Annotated in this window: 21 protein-coding genes; 11 read left to right on the top strand and 10 right to left on the bottom strand. The window is 68.1% G+C overall.

The features are described 5' to 3' along the window. Nucleotides 1-22: 22 nt before the first annotated feature. From ACIHFE_RS05655 to ACIHFE_RS05635, 5 genes are all read right to left on the bottom strand, one after another. Nucleotides 23-1,630 carry an ABC transporter ATP-binding protein gene (locus ACIHFE_RS05655; protein ID WP_400104534.1) on the bottom strand — a complete coding sequence of 536 codons (1,608 nt, stop codon included), beginning with the start codon at nt 1,628-1,630 and terminating at the stop codon, nt 23-25. Beyond that, nucleotides 1,627-2,616 carry an ABC transporter permease gene (locus tag ACIHFE_RS05650; RefSeq protein WP_400104533.1) on the bottom strand — a complete coding sequence of 330 codons (990 nt, stop codon included), beginning with the start codon at nt 2,614-2,616 and terminating at the stop codon, nt 1,627-1,629. Before ACIHFE_RS05650 ends, ACIHFE_RS05655 begins: the two co-directional genes overlap by 4 nt. Next, nucleotides 2,613-3,608, bottom strand: a complete 996-nt coding sequence (locus tag ACIHFE_RS05645) for an ABC transporter permease (RefSeq protein WP_400104532.1) — start codon at nt 3,606-3,608, stop codon at nt 2,613-2,615. Before ACIHFE_RS05645 ends, ACIHFE_RS05650 begins: the two co-directional genes overlap by 4 nt. Further along, the gene (locus tag ACIHFE_RS05640) at nt 3,605-5,314 is read right to left on the bottom strand and encodes an ABC transporter substrate-binding protein (protein WP_400104531.1); all 1,710 of its coding nucleotides are present in this window, start codon (nt 5,312-5,314) and stop codon (nt 3,605-3,607) included. The genes ACIHFE_RS05645 and ACIHFE_RS05640 overlap by 4 nt, the downstream gene beginning before the upstream one ends. A 145-nt stretch (nt 5,315-5,459) precedes the next feature. Beyond that, the gene (locus ACIHFE_RS05635) at nt 5,460-5,558 is read right to left on the bottom strand and encodes an Ms4533A family Cys-rich leader peptide (protein WP_400104530.1); all 99 of its coding nucleotides are present in this window, start codon (nt 5,556-5,558) and stop codon (nt 5,460-5,462) included. A gap of 156 nt (nt 5,559-5,714) precedes the next feature. Between ACIHFE_RS05635 and ACIHFE_RS05630 the strand changes: the two genes are divergently transcribed. Genes ACIHFE_RS05630 through ACIHFE_RS05610 form a run of 5 tightly spaced genes read left to right on the top strand, consistent with a single transcriptional unit; the run spans nt 5,715 to nt 13,598 of the window. Then, a complete protein-coding gene (locus tag ACIHFE_RS05630; RefSeq protein ID WP_400104529.1) occupies nt 5,715-7,082 on the top strand; it encodes a Fic family protein in 1,368 nt (455 codons plus the stop codon). Between the two features lie 28 nt (nt 7,083-7,110). Next, the gene (locus tag ACIHFE_RS05625; protein ID WP_400104528.1) at nt 7,111-7,566 is read left to right on the top strand and encodes an SseB family protein; all 456 of its coding nucleotides are present in this window, start codon (nt 7,111-7,113) and stop codon (nt 7,564-7,566) included. Then, nucleotides 7,563-8,150, top strand: coding sequence for a hypothetical protein (locus ACIHFE_RS05620; RefSeq protein ID WP_400104527.1), 588 nt, complete (start codon nt 7,563-7,565; stop codon nt 8,148-8,150). Before ACIHFE_RS05625 ends, ACIHFE_RS05620 begins: the two co-directional genes overlap by 4 nt. Beyond that, on the top strand, nt 8,150-12,934 hold the full coding sequence (locus ACIHFE_RS05615) for a putative T7SS-secreted protein (protein WP_400104526.1): 4,785 nt from the start codon (nt 8,150-8,152) through the stop codon (nt 12,932-12,934). The genes ACIHFE_RS05620 and ACIHFE_RS05615 overlap by 1 nt, the downstream gene beginning before the upstream one ends. A gap of 46 nt (nt 12,935-12,980) precedes the next feature. After that, nucleotides 12,981-13,598 (top strand): hypothetical protein, encoded by a 618-nt coding sequence (locus tag ACIHFE_RS05610; RefSeq protein WP_400104525.1) that lies wholly within the window; start codon nt 12,981-12,983, stop codon nt 13,596-13,598. A gap of 274 nt (nt 13,599-13,872) precedes the next feature. Here the strand turns inward: ACIHFE_RS05610 and ACIHFE_RS05605 are convergent, their stop codons facing one another. Beyond that, nucleotides 13,873-14,061: a DUF397 domain-containing protein gene (locus ACIHFE_RS05605; RefSeq protein WP_400104524.1), complete on the bottom strand. Its 189-nt coding sequence runs from the start codon at nt 14,059-14,061 to the stop codon at nt 13,873-13,875. Nucleotides 14,062-14,070: 9 nt separating this feature from the next. Next, nucleotides 14,071-14,922 carry a Scr1 family TA system antitoxin-like transcriptional regulator gene (locus tag ACIHFE_RS05600; protein WP_400104523.1) on the bottom strand — a complete coding sequence of 284 codons (852 nt, stop codon included), beginning with the start codon at nt 14,920-14,922 and terminating at the stop codon, nt 14,071-14,073. A gap of 250 nt (nt 14,923-15,172) precedes the next feature. Here ACIHFE_RS05600 and ACIHFE_RS05595 point away from each other — a divergent pair, with 250 nt between their 5' ends. Continuing rightward, nucleotides 15,173-15,676, top strand: a complete 504-nt coding sequence (locus ACIHFE_RS05595; RefSeq protein WP_400104522.1) for an ATP-binding protein — start codon at nt 15,173-15,175, stop codon at nt 15,674-15,676. Here the strand turns inward: ACIHFE_RS05595 and ACIHFE_RS05590 are convergent. Next, on the bottom strand, nt 15,639-16,607 hold the full coding sequence (locus ACIHFE_RS05590; RefSeq protein ID WP_400104521.1) for a DUF3152 domain-containing protein: 969 nt from the start codon (nt 16,605-16,607) through the stop codon (nt 15,639-15,641). The genes ACIHFE_RS05595 and ACIHFE_RS05590 overlap by 38 nt on opposite strands. Continuing rightward, on the bottom strand, nt 16,600-17,586 hold the full coding sequence (locus ACIHFE_RS05585; RefSeq protein ID WP_400104520.1) for an alpha/beta fold hydrolase: 987 nt from the start codon (nt 17,584-17,586) through the stop codon (nt 16,600-16,602). Before ACIHFE_RS05585 ends, ACIHFE_RS05590 begins: the two co-directional genes overlap by 8 nt. A gap of 166 nt (nt 17,587-17,752) precedes the next feature. On the opposite strand from ACIHFE_RS05585, the gene ACIHFE_RS05580 reads away from it, so the two are divergent. The 4 genes from ACIHFE_RS05580 (at nt 17,753) to ACIHFE_RS05565 (ending at nt 19,589) form a co-directional block, all read left to right on the top strand. Next, nucleotides 17,753-17,986: a hypothetical protein gene (locus tag ACIHFE_RS05580; RefSeq protein WP_400104519.1), complete on the top strand. Its 234-nt coding sequence runs from the start codon at nt 17,753-17,755 to the stop codon at nt 17,984-17,986. 174 nt (nt 17,987-18,160) lie between these two features. Continuing rightward, entirely contained in the window at nt 18,161-18,796 is a 636-nt protein-coding gene (locus ACIHFE_RS05575; RefSeq protein WP_400104518.1) for a TetR/AcrR family transcriptional regulator, read from the top strand. A gap of 109 nt (nt 18,797-18,905) precedes the next feature. After that, nucleotides 18,906-19,133, top strand: a complete 228-nt coding sequence (locus ACIHFE_RS05570; RefSeq protein WP_400104517.1) for a DUF3107 domain-containing protein — start codon at nt 18,906-18,908, stop codon at nt 19,131-19,133. A gap of 177 nt (nt 19,134-19,310) precedes the next feature. Continuing rightward, on the top strand, nt 19,311-19,589 hold the full coding sequence (locus ACIHFE_RS05565; RefSeq protein ID WP_400104516.1) for a hypothetical protein: 279 nt from the start codon (nt 19,311-19,313) through the stop codon (nt 19,587-19,589). Between the two features lie 42 nt (nt 19,590-19,631). Here the strand turns inward: ACIHFE_RS05565 and ACIHFE_RS05560 are convergent, their stop codons facing one another. Then, on the bottom strand, nt 19,632-20,369 hold the full coding sequence (locus tag ACIHFE_RS05560) for a ferritin-like fold-containing protein (RefSeq protein ID WP_400104515.1): 738 nt from the start codon (nt 20,367-20,369) through the stop codon (nt 19,632-19,634). Nucleotides 20,370-20,905: 536 nt separating this feature from the next. Here ACIHFE_RS05560 and ACIHFE_RS05555 point away from each other — a divergent pair. Further along, the coding region (locus ACIHFE_RS05555) for a DEAD/DEAH box helicase (RefSeq protein ID WP_400104514.1) at nt 20,906-23,036 on the top strand (2,131 nt) is incomplete at its 3' end.

The raw sequence follows: 23,036 nt of genomic DNA, 5'->3' as shown, positions 1-23,036 counted from the left end.
GACCTTCCCGTTGGCCGGACCGTTAGAGAGCAGCCTCGGCGGGGGTCAGGCGGGGCACGGCCGCCAGCAGGCCCTGGGTGTAGGGATGTTGCGGCTGCTCATAGACCGTGTCGGCGGGTCCTTCCTCCACGATCCGGCCGCCCTTCATCACCACCAGCCGGTCGCTGACCTGCCGCACCACGGCCAGGTCATGGGCGATGAAGACCAGCGCCAGATCCAGCTCGCGCTGCAACTCACCCAGCAGCCCCACCACTTGCGCCTGGGTGGTGACATCGAGGGCGGACACCGGCTCATCGCAGACAATCAGCCTGGGCCGGGGGGCCAGCGCCCGGGCGATGCCCACCCGCTGCCGCTGCCCGCCGCTGAACTCATGCGGATAGCGGTGGTAGGCGCCGGGGTCCAGGCCCACCCGCTCCAGCAGTTCCCGCACCCGGGCGGCGATCTCGCCGTCGGTCAGCGCTCCGGCGGCGCGCAGCGGATCGGCGATGGACTCGCCGATGCTGCGGCGGGGGTTGAGCGAGGCCACCGGGTCCTGGAAGACCATCTGCAACTCACTGCGGAACGGCCGCAGTTCACGCTCGCTCAGCCCACCGATCTCCCGCCCCCGGTAGCGCAGCCGCCCACCGGTGGGGTCCAGCAGCCGCACCAGCATCCGCCCCAGGGTGGTCTTGCCGCTGCCGGATTCCCCCACCAGCCCGACGGTCTCCCCCGGCCGTACGGTCAGCGATACGCCCTCCACCGCGGTCACCTGCTGCTTGCCCCGCCCGAACTCCCTCCGCAGCCCGGTGACTTCGAGCAGCGGCTCGTTTTCGGCCACGGCCCGGACCGGGCGCCGCACCTCCACCCGGGGCACGGCGGCCAGCAGCTCGCGGGTGTACGGCTCGCGCGGCGCGTCCAGCACCGTACGCACCGGGCCGTGCTCCACCGCCTTCCCGCCCTTCATCACCAGCAGCTCGTCCACGCTGCCGGCGGCCACGCCCAGGTCATGGGTGACCAGGATCAGCCCCATGCCGGTCTCCTGGCGCAACTCCCGCAGCAGGTCCAGGATCTGGGCCTGCACGGTGACATCCAGCGCCGTGGTGGGCTCGTCGGCGACCAGCAGCCTGGGTTCGCAGGCCAGCGCCATGGCGATCAGGGCGCGCTGGCGCTGTCCGCCGCTGAACTCATGCGGGCGGGAGCGCGCCCGGCGCGCGGCATCGGGAATGCCCACCCGGTCGAGCACCTCCACGGCGCGGGCGCGCGCCGCGCGCCGGGAGGCAGCACGCCGGTGGACCCGGTAGACCTCGGCGATCTGGTCACCGATGGCCTGATAGGGGTCAAGCGAGGACAGCGGATCCTGGAAGACCATGGCCGCCACCCCGCCCCGGATCCGCCGCAGTTCCGCATCATCCGCGGCGTTGACGTCATGCTCCGCCACCCGCACCGAGCCGGTGACCCCGGCACCGGTCCCCCGGTGCAGCCCCAGCAGCGCGAAAGCGGCGGTGCTCTTGCCGGAGCCGGACTCGCCGACAATGCCCAGCGCGCCGCCCTCGGCCAGCTCGAAACTCAGGCCGTCCACGGCCCGTACCGCGCCCTCGCCCACCGGGAAGTCCACGGTCAGGCCGGAGACGGATACCAGCGGTCGGCTCATCGCAGGGCCACCCTTCGGTCGGCGACGGCATAGAGGACATCCGCCACGATGTTGGCGACCACCACGGCGGTGCCGGTGACCAGCACCACGCCCACCACCACCGGCAGATCGATGGTCTTGGTCGAGGTCACCATCAGCTGGCCCAGACCGGGCAGGCCGAACATGGTCTCGGTGAGCATGGCGTTACCGAAGATCGACCCGAAGTCGGCCGCGGACAGCGCGATCACCGGTGCCAGCGCACCGCGCAGGGCGTGCCCGCCGACAATGGAGCGCTCGGCGAGACCATAGGCACGGAAGGTGCGGATATGGTCCTCGGCCAGCGTCTCCAGCATGGAACTGCGGGTCAGCCGGGCGTACTTGGCGGACTCCAGCAGGGCCAGCGCCAGCCAGGGCAGCAGCATGTTCCAGGCCCACTGCTCCGGGTCGTCGGTCAGCGGCACATAGGAGGGGAAGGGCAGCCACCGCAAGTAGGCGCAGAACAGCATCAGCAGCCCCAGGCCGGTGATGAACACCGGGGTGGCGGTGCCGGCCAGGGTCAGCCAGGTCAGCACCCGTTCGGTGATCCCGCCACGGCGCAGCGCGGAGAGCACTCCGCTGCCCACACCCAGCAGCAGCCACAGCACCATGGCGCCCACCGCCAGCGAGGCGGTGGCCGGCAGCCGCTGGACGATCAGGTCGGTGACCGGCTGGTCGTTCTGGTACGACAGGCCCAGGCAGGGCGCCTGGCAGTGCATGGTGCCGGTGCCGGTGGAGTAGTCATGTCCGGCCACCAGCCCTTGCAGGAAGTGCCAGTACTGCACATACACCGGCTGGTTGAGCCCGAGTTGCTCACGGACCTGCCGGATCTGTTCCGGGTTGCAGCGCGGTCCACAGGCCAGCCGGGCGGGGTCGCCCGGCGCCACATAGAACACCGCGTAGATGATCACGGAGAGCACCAGCAGCACGGCCAGTCCGCCGGCGATCCGGCGCAGCAGATAGCCGGTCATGCGGCACCCTCCTTCCGGCGCCCGGCCCGGCCCACTCGGCCGGCGCGGCCGACCCGGCCGACCCGGCCGACCCGCAGCCGGGATGCCTCGCGCGGGTCCAGCGCGGTGCGCAGCGCGTCCCCGAGCACGGTGAAGGCGAGGGTGGTGATGAACAGCAACAGCGCCGGGAGCACCACATACATGGGGTCGGCGCGGAACCAGGTGGTGGCGGTGGAAAGCATCTGTCCCCAGGAGGGGGTCGGGGGTTTGACGCCCACGCCGAGGAAGGACATACCGGCCTCCATCACGATGTTGGACGGCAGCAGCACGGCGGCATAGGTGATCACGGGTGCGGCAAGCGCGGGCAGCAGCTCACGCCGGGCGATGCGCCAGGAGGAGCCGCCGCTGAGCCGGGCCGCCGAGACATAGTCCAGCTTCTTCAGGCTGAGCGTCTGGGCCCGTACCAGCCGCGCCAGTCCGCCGACACCGTTGAGCAGCCCAATCACCAGCACCAGCAGCACCGGACGCGGAAAGTCGGCCGGAACCACGGCGGTCAGCGCCACGGCGAAGGCCAGGAACGGCAGGGCCACCAGCACATCGGTGAGATGCCCGATCACACTGTCGGCGAGCTTGTTGCCCAGCGCGGCGGTGACGCCCAGCGCCACCCCGACCAGCACCTGGACCACGGTGGCGCCGAGCGCCACGACCAGCGAGACACGGGCGCCGTAGCAGAGCCGGACGAACACATCGCGGCCGGTGCCCGGCTCCACGCCCAGCCAGTGCTCGGCGCTGACGCCGCCGAACGACCCCAACGGCACACCGCCGGCAGCCGAGTTGACCAGGTTGTCGTGATAGGTGGTGGAGTCCTGCCCCTCCAGGCCCGCCAGCAGCGGCGCGGCCAGCGCGAACAGGACCAGCAGGCCCAGCACGGCGGCGGCCACAAGCGCGGACTTGCGCGCACGCAACCGCCGCAGCACCTGCCGGGCGCCGGCGGAGTCGGTCTCTTGCGTCACTTGACCGCAATCTGCGAGACGTCGAGCACACCGGTCCAGTCACTGATCACGACGTTCTTGACGTCCTTGCCGACCAGTCGCTTGTAGACCGGGTGGAACAGCGGGACGACCAGGGCCTGTTCGCCGATCTTCTGGTCCAGCGCACCCCACCGCTTGGCTGCCGCATCATGATCCGTGATCTTGTTGATGGCGTCGATCTCATCATTGACCTGGGAGTCGTCCAGCTGGGCGGTGTTGAAGTTGGCACCGTCCTTGACGATCTGCCGCCCGTCGAAGATGGGCGCCAGGAACGGCCCGCCGGACGGCCAGTCGGCACCCCAGTGCGCCAGGAAGAGATCGGGCTGGTTGCTGACGCTGTGCACCTTCTCGTCGTAGGCGTTGGTCTCCAGACCCGCCAGCTTCACCTTGAAACCGGCCTTTTCCAGCGAAGCCTGGATGGCGGTGGCGATGTCCGGGCTGGTCTCGAAGTCCTGGGCGGTGGAATGGGTGAGGGTGATCTCCAGCCCGTCCGGGTGCCCGGCCTCCTTCAGCAGCTCTTTGGCCTTCTCCGGGTCGCCGGTGGCGCCGGCCGGGAACGGGTCATAGGGCGTGTAGCCGAAGGTCGACCGGTTGGGCAGGAAGGTGGTGGCCGCCTCGGCCAGCGAAGAACCGCCGGCCGCGTTGACCACACTGGTGCGGTTGATGGCATAGGCCACCGCCTGACGCACCTTGGGGTCGTCAAAGGGCTTGTTCTTCGGGTTGAACGCCAGGTAGTTGGTGTAACCGAAGTGCCCGGTGCCCACCCGCCCGGCCAGCTCCTTGTTGCCGCCGATCTGGGCGAGTTCGGCCGGCCCCAGGTTGGTGTCGGTGGTCACCGCGGCGGCGTCCGCGCCCGACCCGGTGGACAGCCGCTGATTGATCACCTCGGACGAAAGCCCCGACTGCACATCCACCTTGTCCGGGTAGGCGTGCCGCTCCTTGTCACTGCTCTGCGACCACTCGGTGTTGCGCTCCAGCACCAGGTGCTGGCCGTCGCCCTCGTTCTTGACCACCTTGTACGGGCCCGAGGACACCGGGTGTTCGGCGTACTTGGCACCGGTGTCCTTGGCCTTGGGCACCGGGGCGAACTGGGTGGAGGTGGCCAGGTAGGGGAAGTCGCCCTCGGACTTGCGCAGATGGAAGACGATGGTCTTGGCATCCGGGGTCTCGATCGAGTCGAGCCCCTTCTTCTCCTTGTACGGACCCTGGTAGTTCTCACCGCCGACCAGCCAGTCACGCAAGTAGGGGGCACCGCCGGAGAGTTCGGCGGCGAACGAGCGCTCGATGCCGTACTTGATGTCGGCGCTGGTGATGGGCGTACCGTCCTCGTACTTCAGCCCGTCCTTGAGGGTGTACGTCCAGACCTTGGCGTCATCGCTGGCCTTGCCGGTGTCGGTGGCCAGGTCGGGGACGACCTTGGTGCCCTCGGCACCGGCCGCGCGGTGGCGGGTGGTGAGCGTACGGAACACCAGGCTGGGGACATTGCCGCCGCCGGAGGTATACAGCCTCGCCGGATCGAACTGTTTCTGCGGCTGTCTGTTGAGCACGGTGAGCGTGCCACCACTCTTGGGCGCACCGGCGGCGCCGGTCTTGGTGTCGCCTTGGCCCTTGGGGCCGCAGGCGACGGCACCGGTGATCAGGGCGACGAGGGTGGCGGCGGCGGCTATGCGGTGGGTGTGACGGGGCATGATGGTTGCCTTTCGCGGGCGCAAGGGATGCAGTGCAATGCACGCACCCGCGAAGGCGGTTGATCAGAGCGTCACGGTGTACTTGAGGTACTCGGCCGTCGCGAACCGCCCCCGGCGGGGCGGCGCGGGGGAACGAGGAAGGCGTTCAGCGACAGTGAATGTCGGCGACGGCGTGCGCGGCCACACCGATGAGCGCCAGCTCGATGCTGGCGTTCTTGGCGGCGGGGTGGGCGTGACGCGACATGCGTAGCAGATTGAACTAATTTGCGGGTCATCGCAAAGGTGTCTCGCCATGCGGGACGAACTGTCTCACAACCTTGCTCGCGGGATACTCCCCCACGCCACTGACCTGGGGAAATTCACTTGAAGTCATACCGGGCAGGCATGGCAGGCTCAACCGGTGTTTTTCGATCTGAACCCTGGTGAGCTGAGCTGGGACGAGGTGGACCCCGACCGTCATCCCTTCGACGCCGCCTCGGCGGCGCGGGTGGTGCACTCGCTTGGACCGGCCCAGCGCGTCCCATGCCGCCCGGACCTCCCCGACATCGACAGCAAGGCGGCCGAACTGTGGGCCGACGCCATGTCCCATGCCCTCGTCGGACGCTATGGCCACTGGGTCGTGGGCTGGCGCTGGTCACTCGACGAAGGGGACAACGGCGGCGGGCCGGTTGGAAACTGGTGCTGCCCACAGCACTCGGTCACCACCCCTGAGGAGACCCTCGCCCGGGTCGTCGCGGCGCTGGGCGAGTGGCGCGGGTGGCTGGAGAGTCTCGCCGACTGGTTCGAGAGGTACCCGCTGGACCTGGCCGACATCGAGGACCAGCGGATCCTGTGGGAACGCACCGCCCGCAACCTGATCCTGCAGGTGACCGACCGCACCGGCGCCGGCAGCGGCTGGCACAGGCACTGCCGCCAAGTCCTCACCTGGTACCTCAGCCGCTGGGGGGTCGCCCCCGACCTCGCACAGGATCTGGTCGACCAGGCGGTCGGCGGGCGCTTCCGAAGCTGGACCGCCCCCGACATCGTGCTGGTCGACGACATCGCGGAACGGCTGGCCCTCTCGCTGCGACCGGACGACGGCCAACGATCCCCCGCCCCCACGCCGGACCACCTGGAGCGCTGGCTGGCCGTACGCGAGTCCACGCCATGGCACGAGGCCCCGGACGGCGGCGGGGACGATCCCGTGGCCCCTTCCCGCGACGGTGCGGCGGAAGACATCCGCCTTTTCGACGCCGCCGTGGACCCGGCCCGCGCGGCGGGCCTGCTCACCGCCCTGGAGTTGCTGCGGGCCGACGCCGCACGCGGCGCCTCGCTCGACTTCGAACTGCTCCGCAGCTGGCAGCAGCACGTCCTGGGCACCCCACAGCCACCGCAGTTCCGCACCCTGCCCGCCTTCGCCAAGGGCGGCCGGGAACGCTATGGCATCGGCCCGGACACCCGCACCCGCCTCGACGCCTGCCTGGCCGAGAGCGCAAAGGACAGCGGACACCCCCTCCCCCTGACCGCCCGCGCCGCACGCACCTACCTCGACATCTGCTTCTTCCACCCCTTCGACGACGGCAACGCCCGGTCCGCCTTCCTCGCCCTCGTTTTCGTCCTAGCCCGTGAGGGCGTCGCGCTCAACGGGGTCAGCCTCCTCCGTCGCGTCACTTTCCAGGCCGATTCCCCTCGTGACGGCCGGGTTCTCGCCGACTACATCGACACCCACCTCAGAGAAACCCGACGCACCGCCGCCCCCTCTTCCTCCGCTGTCACACCTTCCCGATAACCTGCCGGACCGGGGAGGGGACCAAAAAATGTCGTTAACTTACGAACTAACCACGCTGTACGCCCAGGAGGGCAATCCCAAGGCGCTTGTCGGCGAGTTCCGCCGCACCCGTGTGCTGGTACCCGTGCACGAAGGCTCCGGCGACCTGATGTCCCTGACCCAGCACGGCATTTGCTGGCTGCTGGCCTTCACCGACGAAGCGGCCCTGGCCCGCTTCGCGCTCGCCCGGACACCGGACGGCACCGAGCCCCGGGACATCGAATACCGCACCGCCCACGGCGCCCGCCTCCTCGATGTGGCCATCCCGGCCCTCGGCGTCCCCGCCGGCGTCGCCCTGGACATCGCCGGCCCGCGTCCCATGCTCTTCCCGCCCGTGCTGGGCATCGTCCCCGACGCCTGCGCGGTGGACAACCCCGACCTGCGCGTCACCCCCGAGGAAGCGGCCCGCCTGCTGGCGGAGATGGAGCAGGAGGACGCGTCATGAGCGGCGGCGACGGCAAGCTCGACGCGAACGCCCAGGCGCTGTCCGACATCACCAAGGGCATCCGCGACTCCATGGGCGAGCTCAAGGGCATCGGCGGCGTCGGTGAATCCGCCACCGGCCGTGGCTTCGGCGAACTCTCCATGTCCGCCCTGGAGACCGGTCATGACGGCCTGGCCTCCTCCTTCAGCCACTTCTGCGACCGCTGGGAATGGGGCGTACGCGGCCTGATGCGCGACGCCAACGACTTCGCCAAGAAGGTGGGGTTGTCCGCGGGCGCCTACTACGAAACCGACCACTACATCTCCGGCACCCTCAAGGTCGGCGTCAACTCCATCATGGGCAACCCCCACCTCACCGAGGAACAGGTCGAAAACCAGTCCTGGAAGCAGACCCTGGGCGACAACCCCGTCAATGACGCCCTGCACCCGGACTTCAGCGGCAAGTCCTTCAAGGACGCCGCCCACCACGCCGAGCAGACGTGGACGCAGACCGGCAAGGACCTCGAGGACAGCGCCAAGACCGGCGGCCCGACCCCGTTCGGCACGGCCTACCGCACCGTCCGGGACATCAAGGGGAATGACTGATGGACATCGGTAAGGGCTTCAGCAAGCTCGGACATGGCGCGAAGGGCCTCTGGAACGAGGGCAAGAAGGACCTCGGCGAGGCCGTCCACTGGTCCACCGACAAGACCGGCGACCTCCTCGACGACGTCGGCGCCCACGACACCGCCAAGTCGGTACGGCACTGGGGCGAGGAAAAGGCGTCCGACCTCGGCGCCCATGTCGGCGAGCACCAGCTGGGCGACAGCGACGACCCCAAGGACCTCATCCACGGCGACGTCAAACAGCTCAACGCCACGGCAAAGCATCTCCGCACCTTCCACACCTCTTTCAACTCCGTCCACTCCGGCCTGCAGCGCATCCACTCCGGCGAGTGGAAGGGCGAAGGCGCCGACGCCTTCGACGCCAAGTTCGCCCCGGAGCCGGGCAAGTGGGCCAAGGCCGCAGACGCCTGCGAGAAGGCGGCCGGCGCGCTGGAGGCGTACGCCCATACCGTCTCCTGGGCCCAGGGCCAGGCCAAGGAGGCGATCCGCCTCTACAAGCAGGGCAAGGCCGCGTCGGAGAAGGCCCGCAAGGACTACAACGACAAGGTCGACGCCTACAAGGCCAAAGCCGCCAACCATGAGGACCCCGGCCCCGTTCCCGCCCCGTTCACCGACCCGGGCGAGGCCGACCTGGAAAAGGCCCAGCACCTGCTGGCCGAGGCCCGCAAACAACGCAACACCGCCGGCAGCGAGGCCCAGTCGAAGATCGACGCCGCCGTCCAACTCGCCCCGCCCAAGCCGTCCATGAAGAACCGCCTCAAGGCCGACCTCCTTGACGCCAAGGACGGCAGCAAGCTCGAACTCCTCCACTTCGGCGGAGGTGTGTTCCGCGCGGGCACCGACCTGGTCAAGATGTCCCGCATGGTCAACCCGCTTGACCCGTACAACATGACGCACCCCGCCATGTACCTGGACGGCCTGAGCACCATGTCGGCCGGCCTGCTCTCCATGGCCTCCCACCCCGAACGCCTCCCCAAGGCCCTGCTGGGCGACGGCTGGAGCTCCGACCCGTCCCAGTCGGGCGGCCGCCTCTTCGGCAACGCACTGTTGATGCTCACGGGCGGGGGTGAGGCCGCGGCCGCCGAACGCGGGGCGATGAGCGCGGCCAAGCGGGGGGCGGAGGAAGGGGCCGAGCGCGGCGCCCAAAACGCGGCGCGCGGACACCTCAACGACAACCCGAATGACCTATCGCGCAGCCCTGCGGCCAAAACATGCGAAAAGGATCCGGTCGATGTAGCCACGGGCCGCATGCTGCTTCCACAAACGGACGTCACCCTGCCCGCCGCTCTACCGCTCGTCTTCCGTCGGCACTTCGAAACCTCCTACCGTGCAGGACAGTGGTTCGGCCCGGGCTGGGCCAGCACCGCCGACCAGCGCCTGGAGATCGACGCCGAAGGCGTCATCTTCATCGGCGAAGACGGCGTGCTGCTGTCCTACCCCCACCCCGTTGCAGACGTCCCCACCCTTCCCACCAAGGGTGTGCGCTGGCCACTAGCCATCGCCACGGACGGCACCTACACGGTGACGGACCCACTCACCGGCCGCACCTGGCACTTCTCCCCGCAGTCCGACCAGTTGGCACTCCTGGACGAACTCACCGACCGCAACGGCCACCGCATCGTCTTCGCATACGACGCCGATGGCACCCCCACCGCCATCACCCACGACGGCGGCTACCGCATACGCATCACCACCGACTCCGGCCGCATCACCGCGCTCCATTTGGCGGGCGCCGCCACTGACGGCTCCGACCTCGAACTTATCCGCTACGGCTACACCAACGGCCACCTCACACACGTCTTCAACTCCTCTGGCCTCCCACTCCTGTTCGGCTACGACCAGGAAGGCCGTATCACTTCCTGGACGGACCGCAACGGCAGCCGGTTCGACTACGTCTACGACCAACTCCACCGATGCGTCGCACAGTCCGGCACCGAAGGCCACATGCGGTCGCGCTTCGAATACGGTGAGCCCGACCCGGAAACCGGCCTGCGCACCACGGTTGTCACCGGCTCCCTGGGACACACCTCGCGCTACCTGATCAATGACGTATTGCAGGTGGTCGCCGAAGTCGACCCGAATGGCGCCGTGGCCCGCTCGCGCTGGGACCGGCACAACCGGCTGATCGCGCAGACCGATGCCCTGGACCGAACCACCGAATTCACCTACGACGCTGATGGCCGACTGACCCGGGTCGTCCGACCGGATGGCAGCGAACTAACCACCGTCCACGACGACATGGGGCAGCCGAAGGAGACTCAGGGCCCGGACGGCTCTGTCTGGCGCCAGACATGTGATGAAGCGGGCAACCGCATGTCCGTCACCGACCCCACAGGCGCCCAGACCCGCTACACCTACGACGAGTACGGTCACCCGGCCTCCGTTACCGACGCCCTGGGCAACACCACGCGTATCGCATGCAACACCGCAGGTCTTCCTATGGAGATCACCGATCCCCTGGGCGGCGTCACCTCCTATCGCCGGGACCCCTTCGGCCGCATCACCACCATCATCGACCCTCTCGGCGCCACCACTCGCCTGACCTGGACCACCGAGGGCAAGCTCGCCCGCCGCATCTCAGCGGACGGCTCCGAGGAGACCTGGACCTACGACGGCGAAGGCAACTGCATCCGCCACACCGACGCCCTGGGCGGCGTCACCACCTACGAGTACACCCACTTCGACCTGCTCACCGCCCAAACCACCCCGGACGGAGTCCGTCACGAGTTCACCCACGACACCGACCTCAACCTCCGCCAAGTCACCAACCCTCAAGGTCTGACCTGGACGTACGACTACGACCCGGTCGGTCGCCTGATTTCCGAGACCGACTTCGACGGCCGCACACTCAGCTACACCCATGACGCTGACGGGCAGTTGATCTCACGCTCCAATGCCCTCGGCGAGGCAATTACTTACGAGCACGATGCGCTCGGCCACGTCGTCACCAAAACCGCCCCCAACGGCCACATCACCACCTACACATATGGCCCCGCCGGCCGCCTCCTCGAAGCAACCAACCCCGACGCCACCCTCATCTACCACCGGGACCGACTCGGCCGCGTCAAGTCCGAGACAACCAACGGCCGCACCATAACCTTCGCTTACGACGCACTCGGCCGGCGAACCCGCCGCATCACCCCCAGCGGCGCCACCAGCACCTGGACATACGATGCCGCAGGCCGCCGAACCTCCCTCACCGCCTCCGGCCACACCTTCAACCTCGAACGCGACGCTGCAGGCCGCGAGATAACCCGCCACTTCGGCGACGACACCACTCTTATCCACAACTGGGACCCTCTCGGCCGCCTCACCTCCCAGACCCTAACCAGCGGCGCCGAGACGACCACTCCACTCATCGACCGCGCATACACCTATCGCCGCGATGGTTACCTCACCGGCATCGCCGACTCCCGCAGTGGAACCCGTACCTTCGACCTGGATGCCATCGGCCGTGTCACCGCAGTCAATGCACCCGGTTGGACGGAGCGTTACGCCTACGACTCAGCAGGCAACCAAACCGAAGCATCCTGGCCCACCGAACACCCCGGCGCCGAGGCCCAAGGCTCTCGCACCTACACCGGCACGCGTATCACTCGTGCTGGCAACGTCCGCTATGAATACGACGATCAGGGCCGCATCGTCCTCCGCCAGAAGACCCGTCTGTCCCGCAAGCCGGACACCTGGCGCTACGAGTGGGATGCCGAAGACCGCCTGATCGCGGTGGTCACTCCCGATGGCTCCCGCTGGCACTACCTCTACGACCCTCTCGGTCGCCGGATAGCTAAAGAACGTCTTACCGAAACCGGCGAGATAGCCGAACAAGTCAACTTCACTTGGGACGGGCCAACCCTCACCGAACAAACCACCGCTTCAGCTGGTCACCCCAACCAGGTCACCCTCACCTGGGACCACAATGGCCTTCACCCCGTCACGCAGACCGAGAAAATATCTGCAGTCAACGCCCCCCAACAAGAGATCGATCGCCGCTTCTTCGCCATCATCACTGACCTCATCGGCACCCCTACAGAACTGGTAGATGAATCAGGGAAGTTGGCGTGGTATACACGCAGCACTCTCTGGGGAGCGACAGCCTGGTCAACAGACAGCAGTGCCTATACACCCCTCCGCTTTCCAGGCCAATATTTTGACCCAGAAACAGGTCTCCACTACAACTTCCATCGCCATTACGACCCGGAAACCGGGCGGTATGCGTCAGCAGATCCCCTTGGGCTCACGCCAGCACCTAACCCGGCGACATACGTCCGCAACCCACACAACTGGTCAGACCCACTAGGACTTGCCCCATGCCCACCTGAAGATTCGGGTGACGTCGAGCTCTCCTTGGACAAACCCGAACGAGCGGGCGGCGCTCAGGCAATTCCAGGGCTGCGTGACGATGGCAGCACAGTAATCCATGGCCACGGCGGATACCGCGGAGACGGAACCTTCGAAATGCCTGAAGGAACAAAGCTTTATATGTACGTTAAGGACGGAAAGGCACTCGACCAGCTGGTGGGCTTGAGAATCGCCGGCCCAGGCGGACCAAGGGTTCCATATGAGGAAATGTTCGGTCCTGGTGACACCGTCCCTAACTACACTTTGTCACCACTAGGAAGGCACCCGCAGACGGGCCTCCCGCTAAAATACCGGGAGGGCTCCATCGTAGTGGACGAGCCGACTCTGCTGAGTGATATACTCAAGCCAGGGATGGGTGATTGTCATTGGGTAGCTTGTCGACGTCCTGGATTTGGGAATGGCTGAATATCGAGATCTATCCCCGTACTGTTACGGCGACACCCCGTTTCCGATGAAGAACATCGGCTGGCTGGGTACGAAGTACGGACTGCAGAACCAATTGGTCGAAGTCGACGATCTCGTTTCTCAACGCCTGAAAGACGAGACACGACTAATTAGAACCATGCAGCTCGGGACCCATGAGTGTGAATTCTGCTCAGGCTCCATCCCAGCGGTAGGCAATGGAGAAATTCACGTTTACGCGGACAGCGGTGAGACTTACTCTGCTCCGGCACTCGTGTGTCACTATGTCGAGCTTCATCGATACGCGCCACCGCAGGAGTTCGTTGACGCACTTCTAAACCGCAATCCCCTTACATGGGATTCGCGGGCCGATATCCTGAGAGACCATCTAGCAACTCCTGACGCAAACCCTACTTGGCGACTCAACGCTTTGATCGATCTTACCCGCTGGGAAGATGAGCGGGCCGACAGGGCGATAGTTGCCTCGGCGCACGACGAGGAGCTGGAGTTGGTTGCCAGCTACGAGTTGGGAATTGCGCTTGCGGCAGTTTGGATCCGCTCCAGAGCTATTGATGGCGACGCATTCAGATCTCTTTACCCGGACGTACAGTCCAGCTTGCGGGGAGAATACAGCAGGCGCGGCATTCGCTTTCCGCTGCCGAGGTAGCACCACAGGGCGCCGTTGGTAACTAGCCCTCCTGGCCTCGAAAGAAGCCAAGGACGGCGCCAGTCAAGCATTTGTCAGCAGCCCAGCAATGGGCTGCTACCGCCACACCCAATCCACACCGCTGATAACGCGGCCACCCAAACCAGATGACCAACCCGCACTCACACTTCTAGGCAACCGTCACCGTAGACGACAGGCCACTTCCCTCTCTTGCGCTTCAGAGCCTCGATCGGCTTCATGTGATTGACCGGTCAACCGCGAAGAGAAGGACCTTCTAGACGTGCGGATCGGTATTAGTTCCGACGCGTTCCAAAAGACGTCGGAACGCGAGAGGTGTGCAGTATAAGATCACGCGCGCACAGGCGCTCTCGCGAACGAGTATCTTCCGCCCTTTTCGTGCTAGCTCTATACACTCATTCCCATCTGTAGAGAACGATGACTTTTGCCAGGCTATATCTGACATACTACACCTTTATAGCTTCTTGATGATTTCCAGCATTAGAGCATGTGTGCCTTCGATGCTAAGCGACACCTCTTCGGTGCGGTCCAGGATGTCCCTGTAGTTCGTCAGCTGCGTATCGGCATCCAACAACGCGCTTCCGTGGGCGACATCAAGGTGGACCGTGTCCAGTTGCACAACCGGTCCAGCCGCATAGAGCGTTGAAATGCCAGCATTAGGAAATCCGCCTGCAATAAAGGGGATCGCACGTACCGCGACGTTGTCCCGCTCCGTGGCCTCCAACACATGGGCAAGTTGACGGCGAGCAACCTTTGGGCCGCCGAATTGCATGCGCATCGCAGCCTCGTGAATTAGGAATGTACAGATGGGCGCGCTCTCCTTGTCCAAAACATCGCGTCGCCGCATACGGAAAGACAACCTGCGTCGGAGTTCTGCCGGTGCTGGTGAGGGCACAGCCGTGGCAAGGACAGCTTTGGCATAGTCCTCGGTCTGGAGAAGGCCGGGCATGTGCATAATTTGGATGGTGCGAATTCGATGGGCATGGTGCTCGAGCTCGGCCACATCCAGGGCACCCACTGGGATGGAGCCGCGATATTCCTCCCACCACCCCCTTGTCCGCTCTTCGGCCATGGCAGCCAACGCGTTCACGTAGGACCGGTCTTCGCAGCCATAGATGCGAGCCAGCGCTCTGACGCGTTCTGCGCTCACCCCGAAGCGGCCGGCTTCGATGTTGCTGATGCCGGTTCGGTTGGTGCCGAGGTGTTTCGCAGCTTGCGGTGCCGTCATTGCGGCGTGCTCGCGCAGCTTGCGCAGTTCGGCGCCAAGTCGCTGTTGCCGTGCGGTTGGTGCTGGTCTCGGTGGCACTTGCGTCCTGCCTCCTCACGGGTGGTCCCATGCTGCCACGTTGGGCAGGTGAGCGACACACCACTCCAACGGGTTTACCTCAGCTGTAGAACTGGTGCTACGGCCGCTGGGTGTGGTCTGCTCACGCTGCGCACCTCATTGCCGATAGGGCTCGAAGTGCCGCCTGCTGCAAGAGTGTTGATTCGTGGCGGGCCGTACCACGGGCGGTCATGAGAGTGCTGACCATCGGGTATCGCGTTGGGAGACCTCCATGGGCACAGCATTGATCACTGCCGCGAGCACCATCTGCGAAGAAACGGCGCAGTCTCACTATGAGTTGACCGCCCCAGCGAACTGCAGTACGCCCCTGCTCGCAAGGCGGTTCGTCGCTGGCGCACTCGAAGCAACCGGGCATCTCAGCCTGCGTGATGACGCTTGCGTGTGCGTCTCCGACGCCGTCACCAACACCGTCCAGCACGCCGGAGTGGAAAGCCTGCGCATTGAGTTGACGGCCACCGCGTCCGCCGTCGTCGTGGCCGTTTGCGACGACAACACCCGTCGCCTCCCCTGGCCCCGGCAGGCCCGGGATGACGAGGAGAGCGGTCGCGGGCTGGCGCTCGTGCGCGGCCTCGCGCACGCGTCCGGGGTCAGCTGGGACTGGGACGAGCTGCAACTCGTGGGGAAGCGGGTGTGGTTCGAGTTGCGAGATGAAAGAGCTGTGACTGGCGGTGAGCCAACTACCCAGGGAACGGCCAAGGATTGGGCCGGCAAGTAACCCCATCCGTGGCCAAGAACTTCGTCTGCTGCATCATCACCGGCGCCAGCGCCCCCGCCTTGGGGCAGGTCTCATGGTCGTGGCCCAGCCGGTGCCCCACCTCGTGGTTGATCAGCATCTGGCGGTAGGCCAGCATCTGGTCGCCGAATGTCGGAGAACCCTGCGCCCAGCGGTAGGCGTTGATCATCACGCGATCGGTCGCCGCCGAGTCGCAGGAGACATTGTCCTCGGTCGTGTCCAGGCCGGACTTGGCGCACCAGGAGGCCGTCGTGCCCGGGCTGGCCAGGGTGACGGCGAAGTCCGCATGGCCGGACGAGACCCGTTCGAACGTACGTCGGCCGCCATGCCCCCAACTGCGGTCGTCGTTCAGCGTCTTGTGGACGGCCTCGGCGAACAGGGCACCGTCCAGCGGCAGGCCCTTCTCCACGTCAACGCGGTAACGGAGAACTTCACCCTTACCGGGGGCTTGGTCATGGCCGCCCACGGTCTCGAAATCACCCGAGGCTTTTGCCTTGGCGTCCAGCGGGTAGCGCAGCGCCATCTTCTGCTCAAAGCTCGCGGGGGCCCGGACCCCGCCGTCCGGTGTTGGGCGGCTGTCGGAGCGGGAGGCCTTCTGGGGGGCGGAGTGGCCGTCCACGTCGGCGGTGCTGGCCTGAGCCTTGGTGTCCGTACCGTCCTCGACCTGGCCGGCCACCACCACGGCCAGCACGGCCGTGACCACCGCGGCCGCGACGCCGGTGACGGTGCGCGCCCGGCCACCGCCGCCACGGTGTGAGGACGCGGCCTCCCGGCGGGGCGACGGCACCGGTGCGGCGGCAGGCGCGGTCTGGCCGCGCTGGGGGCCGATGACGGCCCAGCCGGTCACGGTCCCGGGCCGGTCCGCGGGGGGTGCGGGAGCGGCCTGGGGGGCGCGTGCGCTGTGTTTACCCACGAGGCGAGGCGCTCCGTTCAGACGTCTTGGCGGTGTCCGTGAGGAGATCCCGGAAGGCGCGGGCCACCGCGTCCGGGTCCTCCATCATCGCGACATGGCCCGCACCCACCAGCACGACCAGCCGCGAGTCGCGGAAGGCGGCGCTCGCTCGGCGGGCCGTACGGACGGAGACAAGCTGGTCGCGCATTCCGTACACCAGCAGGGTAGGGGCAAGCACCCGCTCGGCCTGACGCCACAGCGAGTGCTGGCCGCCAAGGGTGTAGGCGTCCACCAGGCCGCGTACCGAGCGGGCCATCACATCCCAGCAGTAGGGCTGCGCCAGCCGTCGCCGGTACTCCTCGACCGCGGTGTCGAACTGCTCCTGGGTGGCCCGGGCGGGGTCGCCGTAGCAGAGCGCCAGTATCGCGGCGGTGCGCTGCTCGGGGGTCCAGTCCCTGGTCAGCCGGGCGAACAGCGGCACCACACCGGGCATCGCCATCAGCGCGGTGGGCAGCGCGGTGCGCTGCAGCCGCAGATCCGGCAGGGCGGGCGAGACCAGGGTGACGGTGCGCACCAGGTCCGGGCGGACGGCGGCGACCCGGGTGACGATGGCGCCGCCCATGGAGTTGCCGAAGAGGTGCACGGGGCCGCGGCCGGCGGCGTCCAGATAACGGATGACCACCCGGGCGTAGGCGGTGATGGAGTGGTCGCCGTCGTCCGGCGGCGGCGCGTCGCCGAAGCCCGGCAGGTCCAGTGCCTCTCCGTCGACCGCGTCGGCCAGCCGCGCCATCAGCGGCGTCCAGTTGCTGGACGAGCCGCCCAGACCGTGGACGAAGAGAGCGGGCGGCAGTCCGGGCTCGGCGCCCGGCCGGCGGCGCACCGTCAGCGTGACCCCCGGGAGGGTCACCGTGCGCCGCTCCTCCCCCGCGCTGAGCTGCGCGAAGGGCATGGACGGCACCATCGGCACGGCATGGGCGCCCAGGGACTCGGTCTCGGACATGCGGCAATGTTACGAGACGATCACGCCGGAAATGCCTGTGGCGGCGGTCACAGATCACCTGGCGGCGCGGGGCCGGGTCTCCTAGGCTCGTAGGCAGGAGCAGTGGGCGCTCTTCCCGGAAGGCACCCGGAAGGCAGAGGGACACGCGCGGAAGGGGACATCCAGCATGCCCGTCGATCCGACCAACCCTGACACCTTCGAAGACGACATCACCGAGGACGAAGGCGACGCCATGGAGTTCGATGTCGAGGCACCCGAGGCCGACGCCGCGGAGCAGCACGCGGAGCTGGCACCCGACCGCGACGATCCGCTGACCCCCCTGGACAGCTATCCGGCCAACGAGGCGGACCGTGCGGAGCAGGCCCGCGTCGTGGAGCTGGACGAGGACGACTACCGCTGATCCGGGGGAACGGGGGCGATCTGTGGTGACCTGCGGAAATTGTCGGATATTTGTGGGCTTCCCACAGCGTCCGCCGGATGAAATTCTCCCCTACGGCCAGGCGACGGCCGGTTACCCAAAAGTACGATGGCGAACGCGGTGCTCGCCGTACAGGGAACAATCATGGGAGGCGGCGTGACAGCCATCGAGCAGACCGAGGCGCGCCCCCGGGGCACGCGCCTGCCGCGCCGAGCCCGACGCAACCAGCTCCTGGGCGCCGCCCAGGAGGTCTTTGTGGCGCAGGGGTACCACGCCGCGGCGATGGATGACATCGCCGAGCGCGCGGGGGTCAGCAAGCCCGTGCTCTACCAGCACTTCCCGGGCAAGCTGGACCTCTATCTGGCCCTGCTGGACCAGCACTGCGACAACCTGCTGCAGGCGGTGCGCACCGCACTGGCCTCCACCAATGACAACAAGCAGCGGGTGGCGGCCACCATGGACGCCTACTTCGCCTATGTGGAGGACGAGGGCGGCGCCTTCCGCCTGGTCTTCGAGTCCGACCTGACCAATGAGCCCGCCGTCCGCGAGCGGGTGGACCGGGTCTCGCTGGCCTGCGCCGAGGCGATCAGCGCGGTCATCGCCGAGGACACCGGGCTGGCCAAGGAGGAGGCCATGCTGCTGGCAGTGGGCCTGGGCGGTGTCTCCCAGGTGGTGGCCCGCTACTGGCTGTCCAGCGAGAGCACGGTGCCACGGGCCACCGCGGTGCAGCTGATCACCTCGCTGGCCTGGCGCGGTCTGGCGGGCTTCCCCAAGAGCGGCCCGGAGCACTGACCGGCGGCCACGCCGGGCTAATGTGTGAAACGTACGGCGCGGTCGGCCGCGCACCCCTCCCCTGGGGCTACGCCATGGGGGACCGCACACCATCGGAGGGACAGTAGCCGTGGAGGTCAAGATCGGCGTGCAGCACACGCCCCGCGAGATCGTTCTGGAGACCGGGCAGGCCACCGAAGAGGTGGAGCGCCTGGTGTCCGAGGCCCTCGCCGGCAAGGCACCGCTGCTCAGCCTGACGGACGAAGACGGACGCCGGGTCCTGGTCCCGTCCGAGAAGCTGGCCTATGTCGAGATCGGCAAGCCCACCGTCCGCAGGGTCGGCTTCACCACGATCTGAGCAGCAGTCATCGCTGATGGCAGCTGATGACAACGGCGGGGCCCGGGTGGCGAGTTCACCCGGGCCCCGCCGTTGCCGTCCCCGGAGCCGGTGAGGGTTGCCCGGTGGAGACGTGGGGTAAGACCGCCATCGGCCGAATCGCATCCGCTTCTCGGCATCGCATGGGAGGGAACCACCATGATCCTCTGGGAAGCGCTCGGGTCGGTCCTCATCGGCCTCGCCGTCGCCTCCGGCGCGCTGCGCTGGCTGCCCGCCCGTTTCGGACGCTTCCGCTCTGGTGCGCTCGCCCTGGCCACGGGGCCGGCCGCCGGGCTGTTCGGCGCCCTGCTCACCCATTCCGTGCTCGGCCCCGGTCACGCCCTGGCCACCCTGGTGGGGTCGCTGGTGGTCGGCGGCACCCTGCTGTCGCTGCTGCTGCGGCCGTCAGGCCCGCCCCGCCGGTCAGCGACGGCGTGAGCGGGCCTCTCGGGGACCCCGGTGCGAGCCGGAGTGCTCGGGTCAGGCCGCCAGTCCGAGGGCGGCCATCCGCTTGGTGTGCGCCTCGGTGATCCGGGAGAACATCTTGCCGACCTCCGCCAGGTCGAAGCCGTCGGCCACCCCGCCGACCAGCATGGTGGACAGCGCGTCCCGGTCGGCCACCACTCGCTGCGCCTGGGAGAGCGCCTCGCCCATCAGCCGCCGGGCCCACAGCGCCAGCCGGCCGCCGACCCGGGGCTCGGCCTCGATGGCGGCCCGGACCTTCTCGACCGCGAAGCTGGTGTGGCCGGTGTCATCCAGCACGGTCAGCACCAGGGCGCGGGTGTCGGAGTCCAGCCGGGCGGCGACCTCCCGGTAGAAGTCACTGGCGATCGAGTCGCCCACATACGCCTTGACCAGGCCCTCCAGCCAGTCCGAGGGTGCGGTCTGGCGGTGGAACTCATCCAGCGCGGCGGCAAACGGCTCCATGGCCCCCACCGGCTCGACGTCGATCGCGGCCAGCCGGTCGCGCAGCCGCTCGAAGTGCTGGAACTCGGCGGCGGCCATCCTGGCCAGGGCGGCCTTGTCGTCCAGCGTGGGCGCCAGCTTGGCGTCCTCCGCGAGCCGCTCGAAGGCGGCGAGCTCGCCATAGGCGAGGGCGCCGAGCAGATCCACTACGGCGGCCCGGTACTGCGGGTCGGCGGATGCCTGATCCCAGTTCTGGGCGGCGATTCCGGTGTGCTCTTCTGCGGGCTCGGTGGCCTTGTCGGGCGTCTCCATGAACCGAACGATAGCCCGCCCTGTCCCGCCCCGAAATGCCTGGTCAGCCAGCGGGCTCCGGTAACGGTCACGTTCCGTCGGGGCACGGATGCGGCTTTCCGGGGTACAGTGCTATGTGGCCCGCCGGGTATTCGGCAGGCCGCACCCATGCCGGTTCTTCTGGGAGCGATTCCCTGGAGTGCCAGCGGATGCCCGGTCGGTGGCCCGATCGGCTTCCACAAAACCGACCGCCCTCCACGCCCTGCGGACGAGACGTCCGCATGCCAGGAGGGATCCGCTCGCGGCACGAATGCCCGTGTGAAGGCAGTGGTCCCGCGCCACCCGGCCCCCAGGCCGACGCGTAATCCGGCGCGGTACGTACGTACCCGTATGACCCCCTTCGCCGCTTCGCGCCGCGTCTCACAAGAAGAGGCAAACCCCTGAAAACCTCCAACACCTCGCAGACTCCGACCACTTTCCGGGACCTCGGGATCCTGCCCGAGATCGCCGAAGCGCTTGAGGCCGTCGGCATCGTCCACCCCTTCCCCATCCAGGAGATGACGCTCCCGGTCGCCCTCGCCGGCTCCGATGTCATCGGCCAGGCCAAGACCGGTACCGGAAAGACGCTGGGCTTCGGACTGCCGCTGCTGGAGCGTGTGGTGGTGCCCGCCGACGTCGAGGCGGGCCGGGCCAAGCCGGAGCAGCTGACCGACGCCCCGCAGGCGCTGGTGGTCGTCCCCACTCGTGAGCTGTGCCAGCAGGTCACCAATGACCTGCTCACCGCGGGCAAGGTGCGCAATGTCCGGGTCCAGGCGATCTACGGTGGCCGGGCCTATGAGCCCCAGGTCGAGGCGCTCAAGAAGGGCGTCGACGTGATTGTCGGCACCCCCGGCCGGCTGCTGGACCTGGCCGGCCAGAAGAAGCTGAGCCTGGCCCACGTCAAGGCACTGGTGCTGGACGAGGCCGACGAGATGCTCGACCTCGGCTTCCTGCCGGACGTGGAGCGCATCATCACCATGCTGCCCGCCAAGCGGCAGACGATGCTGTTCTCGGCCACCATGCCGGGCGCGGTGATCTCGCTGGCCCGCCGCTATATGTCGCAGCCGACGCATATCCGGGCCACCGAGCCGGACGACTCCGGCCAGACCCACGCGCACATCGCCCAGCACGTCCTGCGCGCCCACTCCATGGACAAGCCGGAGATGGTCGCCCGGATCCTGCAGGCCGAGGGCCGCGCCCTGGCCATGATCTTCTGCCGCACCAAGCGGACCGCGGCCGACATCGCCGAGCAGCTGACCCGGCGCGGCTTCGCGGCCGGCGCGGTCCACGGCGACCTGGGCCAGGGTGCCCGCGAGCAGGCCCTGCGGGCCTTCCGCAACGGCAAGGTGGACGTGCTGGTCTGCACCGATGTCGCGGCGCGCGGCATCGACGTGGACAACGTCACCCATGTCATCAACTACCAGTCCCCCGAGGACGAGAAGACCTATCTGCACCGCATCGGCCGCACCGGCCGGGCGGGCAAGTCCGGTACCGCGGTCACGCTGGTCGACTGGGACGACATCCCGCGCTGGAAGCTGATCAACAAGGCGCTGGACCTGGACTTCGACGAGCCGGAGGAGACCTACTCCACCTCGCCGCACCTCTACGAGCTGCTGAACATCCCGGCCGGCACCAAGGGCATCCTGCCGCGCTCGGAGCGCACCCGCGCCGGGCTGGCGGCCGAGGAGATCGAGGACCTCGGCGAGCCGGGCGGGCAGGGCCGGGGCGGCCGTGGCCGCCGGTCCTCCGGTCCGGCCGTGACCGAGGAGCGTCCGGAGCGCACCCGCACTCCGCGCCAGCGCCGCCGCACCCGCTCCGGGCGCACGCTGGACGCCGCGGCCCCGGCCGCGTCGGCTCCCGCCGAGGCCGTCCCCGCCACCACGGCTCCGGAGACCCCGGCCCGCCCGCGCCGCCGCCGGCGGACGCGCGGTGGTGCGACGGCGGCACCGGTTGCCGCGGTCACGCCGGTCGAGACGGTGGTGCCCCAGGCGCAGCCGGTCGCTGCCGTGATCGAGGCCACGGTCGAGGCCGTGCAGGTGGCCGAGGTCGCCGCCGAGGCCAAGCCGAAGCGGACTCGCACGCGTACGGCCAAGAAGGCCGTCGCGGTCGTGGAGACCGTGGAGGCGGCCGAGGTCGTCGCCGAGGAGAAGCCCAAGCGGACCCGTACCACGAAGAAGGCCGTCGCGGCCGCCGTGGACGCGGTTGAGGCTCCCGCCGAGGAGAAGCCGAAGCGCACCCGCGCCGCCGCCAAGAAGGCCGTCGCGGCCGTGGAGACGGTCGAGGCCCCTGCCGAGGAGAAGCCCAAGCGGACCCGTACCGCCAAGGCGGCCGCCCCGGCGGTGGCCGACGAGGCCGAGGCCAAGCCGAAGCGGACCCGTACCGCGAAGAAGGCCGTCGCCGCCGTGGACGCGGTTGAGGCTCCCGCCGAGGAGAAGCCCAAGCGCACCCGCACCGCCGCCAAGAAGGCCGTGGCCGCCGTGGACGGCGAGGCCGAGGCCAAGCCCAAGCGCACCCGCACCGCCAAGGCCGCCGCCCCGGCGGTGACCGAGGAAGCCGAGGCCAAGCCGAAGCGGACCCGTACCGCGAAGAAGGCCGTCGCCGCCGTGGACGCGGTTGAGGCTCCCGCCGAGGAGAAGCCCAAGCGCACCC

Origin of the sequence: Streptomyces sp. NPDC052396, assembly GCF_044593195.1 — a bacterium.
Classification (GTDB): domain Bacteria; phylum Actinomycetota; class Actinomycetes; order Streptomycetales; family Streptomycetaceae; genus Streptomyces.
Note: the sequence above shows the minus strand (reverse complement) of the source record. Positions and strands in the feature narration are given on the sequence as shown.

Bases quoted from the DNA above. Each gene is read 5' to 3' on its own strand.
- ACIHFE_RS05655 (WP_400104534.1), bottom strand. From the start codon at position 1,630: ATGAGCCGACCGCTGGTATCCGTCTCCGGCCTGACCGTGGACTTCCCG.
- ACIHFE_RS05650 (WP_400104533.1), bottom strand. From the start codon at position 2,616: ATGACCGGCTATCTGCTGCGCCGGATCGCCGGCGGACTGGCCGTGCTG.
- ACIHFE_RS05640 (WP_400104531.1), bottom strand. From the start codon at position 5,314: ATGCCCCGTCACACCCACCGCATAGCCGCCGCCGCCACCCTCGTCGCC.
- ACIHFE_RS05635 (WP_400104530.1), bottom strand. From the start codon at position 5,558: ATGTCGCGTCACGCCCACCCCGCCGCCAAGAACGCCAGCATCGAGCTG.
- ACIHFE_RS05625 (WP_400104528.1), top strand. From the start codon at position 7,111: ATGTCGTTAACTTACGAACTAACCACGCTGTACGCCCAGGAGGGCAAT.
- ACIHFE_RS05620 (WP_400104527.1), top strand. From the start codon at position 7,563: ATGAGCGGCGGCGACGGCAAGCTCGACGCGAACGCCCAGGCGCTGTCC.
- ACIHFE_RS05615 (WP_400104526.1), top strand. From the start codon at position 8,150: ATGGACATCGGTAAGGGCTTCAGCAAGCTCGGACATGGCGCGAAGGGC.
- ACIHFE_RS05610 (WP_400104525.1), top strand. From the start codon at position 12,981: ATGAAGAACATCGGCTGGCTGGGTACGAAGTACGGACTGCAGAACCAA.
- ACIHFE_RS05605 (WP_400104524.1), bottom strand. From the start codon at position 14,061: ATGTCAGATATAGCCTGGCAAAAGTCATCGTTCTCTACAGATGGGAAT.
- ACIHFE_RS05595 (WP_400104522.1), top strand. From the start codon at position 15,173: ATGGGCACAGCATTGATCACTGCCGCGAGCACCATCTGCGAAGAAACG.
- ACIHFE_RS05585 (WP_400104520.1), bottom strand. From the start codon at position 17,586: ATGTCCGAGACCGAGTCCCTGGGCGCCCATGCCGTGCCGATGGTGCCG.
- ACIHFE_RS05580 (WP_400104519.1), top strand. From the start codon at position 17,753: ATGCCCGTCGATCCGACCAACCCTGACACCTTCGAAGACGACATCACC.
- ACIHFE_RS05565 (WP_400104516.1), top strand. From the start codon at position 19,311: ATGATCCTCTGGGAAGCGCTCGGGTCGGTCCTCATCGGCCTCGCCGTC.
- ACIHFE_RS05560 (WP_400104515.1), bottom strand. From the start codon at position 20,369: ATGGAGACGCCCGACAAGGCCACCGAGCCCGCAGAAGAGCACACCGGA.